The organism is Acetobacter sicerae, from assembly GCF_011516765.1.
Taxonomy (GTDB): domain Bacteria; phylum Pseudomonadota; class Alphaproteobacteria; order Acetobacterales; family Acetobacteraceae; genus Acetobacter; species Acetobacter sicerae.
Map to the genome: position 1 here is coordinate 1 of NZ_JAAABN010000051.1, position 3,364 is coordinate 3,364.

At 43.0% G+C, this 3,364-nt stretch carries 4 protein-coding genes; all 4 read left to right on the plus strand.

Annotated elements, in window-relative coordinates; genetic code table 11:
* A partial coding sequence (locus GVI59_RS18900; RefSeq protein WP_206752382.1) for a hypothetical protein occupies positions 1-187 on the plus strand: 187 nt, incomplete at its 5' end.
* Positions 188-230: 43 nt separating this feature from the next.
* Positions 231-491 (plus strand): hypothetical protein, encoded by a 261-nt coding sequence (locus GVI59_RS18340; protein WP_173575482.1) that lies wholly within the window; start codon positions 231-233, stop codon positions 489-491.
* Positions 491-2,275, plus strand: coding sequence for a type I restriction-modification system subunit M/S (locus GVI59_RS18345; RefSeq protein ID WP_173575483.1), 1,785 nt, complete (start codon positions 491-493; stop codon positions 2,273-2,275). Before GVI59_RS18340 ends, GVI59_RS18345 begins: the two co-directional genes overlap by 1 nt.
* 184 nt (positions 2,276-2,459) lie before the next feature.
* Positions 2,460-2,954, plus strand: a complete 495-nt coding sequence (locus tag GVI59_RS18350) for a hypothetical protein (RefSeq protein WP_173575484.1) — start codon at positions 2,460-2,462, stop codon at positions 2,952-2,954.
* Positions 2,955-3,364: the final 410 nt, after the last annotated feature.

A 3,364-nucleotide genomic window follows, 5' to 3' on the forward strand; every position in this document is an offset into this window, starting at 1 on the left:
GATCAAAGGCTCCCAGACGGACCATGCGGTATCGGAAAAGACAGACTGCATCATGCTCATCATAAACAGCTATGCAATCCGTTCCGTCATTCAAGGCCTAACAGGCCCTAGGGCCAAGGAAGACTGCCAAACATTCTCCAATGACAAACCAAACAATCACCTCAAGATATCACAAAATAATCCTTGATTTTGGGATTATCCGTTGATATCTCGGAGTCACGGAGGAAGTTATGACTCGACATCTAGATCAACGAATGAATCAACGTGGGATTACCCGCGATCTCATTGACCTTACACTCTCCCATGGAACATGGGAGGGCGACCGCTGCATTCTTAAAAAGAAAGATATCCAAGCATTCCTGAATGAAATGGATCAGTTTCGTAGTCGCATGGTTCGCATGATGGACAAGGGCGGATTGGTCGTTGTGGAAGCAGAAAATCGACAAATTACCACTTATCCACTAACCTCACGTACCCAGAGACAACGCTGATGATAATTTCCTTGATTCAAAGTATCGAGCAACGCTCACGGTCTTGGGTTATCCGTTCAAATGGCTTGCCGCTTCTCTCAGCGGCCATCGTGATAGGATGGAGTAAGCAGCGTGATCAAACTGATGGGCGTATGCTATTCAAGAATCTAAAAGATCAGCTTCCGTTCGATGAAGATGAAGGTTTAACGGCGGCTCGCGAATGGTTATCGGATCCTGGGTTTTCATCTCAGGATTGGCATTTTGTGAATGAAAGCTTAAAATTTCTCCAAGAGGGAGCTTTTAATCACATAAACTGGGATGATGAGGTATCGTTTTGTCTTCATCCTGAACGAAGTCGGGAAATGGCTACACTACCAATTCCTTTGGCACGGTCGCTTACCCAAATACTAAATTTTCCACGGACTAGTTCTATTGCTTGTTTTTTTGCGGGGGCAGCCTCAGTCGCTTGGGTTCTCGTAAAGAACTGTCCTGTAACGCTGTATGTCGATCGAGATCTTTATGCTGACCGACAGATAGTAATTCTTATGGCGCTTCTCGCGTACGCAGCAGAGCGTCCATTAAAGATCTATTATGCAAATTTTCAGGACGGATTATCTTTGTCATCGTCTTGGAAAGATTGTGGAGATAAAAAGAAATTTTCATATGATAATTTTGACCATATTTTCTCTATTCCTCCTTTTGGTATGCGCCGACCGAACCGGGGAGCATTCGAAGCTTACCAGATTGAATGTCTTCTGCCGCTGGCTAAGCAATCCTTCACCACACTCATTCTAGACGGATTATTATTTCGCGAAACTAAAGCGGAAGTAGCTCTCCGGAAGGAATTGGCGACGCATTATCGTGCTACGGTAATGAGTCTTCCTTCGGGTATATTCTGGCCCACCACGGCAGTTTCTTCGTCGCTGCTTCATCTTGAGCCAGGAATGTCTGTAAGCGCGCAGATGATCGATTGTCGTTCCATGGAAAAAGCGAGTACTGGACGCGTGCAGGAAAATATAATCGTGCAGCATCTTAAAAAATTTCGACGCTTCTGTGTTAGTGATTCCGATCGTATAGTTGAAGTATCAGTCGAACAAATTTCGGAAAATGGATACAGTTTGTTGCCAGAGCGCTATTTCAAATCTAAAAATTTGGCAGCATTTGAAAGCGTGCTTGGCACTAATACTTCTATTGTCCTTAGTGATATTGCGAATATTGAACGTGGAAAAGCTCCAGTGCCCTTGCGCGAATCTGATGAGGTCTACGCGATCACTGCATTAGAAATCACGCCGTCGGACCTAATCGATGGCACTGTGCGCCCCCCTTGCAAGCAGCAGATATTTCCAGCAGAGGAAGAACCGCGTGTTAAAGGTGTAACTGTTGAAGTTGGCGACATTCTCATTAGTATCAAAGGGAATGTTGGGCGCGTTGGCATGGTAGAAAACGTAAACGGTTCCATGAATTCAGATAATCCTTGGATCATTTCTCAAAGTTTAGCGATTATTCGCTTGAAGCCTAATTCTCACATTTTCTCGCCTGTTTTGCTCAACGTCTTACTTACTGCACCTTGGGTGCGTGAGAAACTAGAAAGCATGAGTGGCGCCACGACGGTGCGTACTTTGCCTATGAGCGCTTTGCGGAACTTTCCTCTTCCATTTATATCAGAGGAAGATAATGATTGCGCCAAAAATAAGCTTGCAGACATAGTAACTACACGTCAAAAGATCAGTTGCCAGCAACGTAAGTTGGCCAAGCTGCAAGGGCAGCTGTGGGCCCAAATGTGGCGAATGTCATCCAAGCTTTGAGATACAGGACGTTAAAAGGTAAAATCCGTAAGCTAATTACGTGCCTGTGCACGTTGGGAGATGTCGTACATTGGTTTGTGCAAAAGGGGATGCTTCTTTTAGTATGAACATCCGTTATTTTGGCAATCAGCATTTTTTAGAAGTGTTTATTGGTAAATGAAAACGAAGTTAGTGAAATTTATAAATGGGTAGAGTTTTGAAATTACAAATTTGTCGTCTCACAAAAATTTATGCTCCTATGGTAAAAGCACATATCATACCAGAAGCTTTGACGCGTCCATCTAAGGACAATGGTCATTTTTTAGAAGGAGGAGGAAAATATCAGAAATCAGTTCCTACGAGTTGGTACGATAGCAATTTGGTTTCACGTAAAGGCGAAGATATTCTTGTAAGATATGATGATTATGGAATAAGTGAACTTCGTCGGTTGCAACTCGTAAGCAGTGGCCTTGGGCCCTTAAGCGATGTGGCGTTGTTAGCTTCCAGTTATGTAGCAGATGCAAATTCTTATCTACGAATAGTCAGGCCTAAAAATGGAGGAATGCTGAGGCTATTTTTTTTTAAGTATTCTATGGAGAGCGTCTTGTTCTTCAATGTCGCAGTTTTCACAAATATCGTTATCTTCGGAAGAAGAGTCTATTATAAGGCAGTCACTATTAAGCGGAATTTGCCCAGATAGCGAGATTTATCCAGTTAGACTTTTACAATTGTACGGTAATATACCACGGCATAATCGCTCTCCATTAAAGGAAAAATCTTTTACGATGCTTCCTGATCGTTCAAAATATTTACATAGAGTATTTAGGTTCTATTTTGATGGCCTTGTTTGTATGTTTGAGCTTCCAGGAGCAACATCGGTGCGCGTAAGAGAGGTGCCGGATTTTTATGTGGGAGGAAATAAATTTCTTATAGTGCAAATGATGGATTTTGATAATTCAAGAGAGAAGATAGAGATGGTTATGCATTCTGTTGATTCGTTTAGGGCCTGTTAGGCCTTGAATGACGGAACGGATTGCATAGCTGTTTATGATGAGCATGATGCAGTCTGTCTTTTCCGATACCGCATGGTCCGTCTGGGAGCCTTTGATC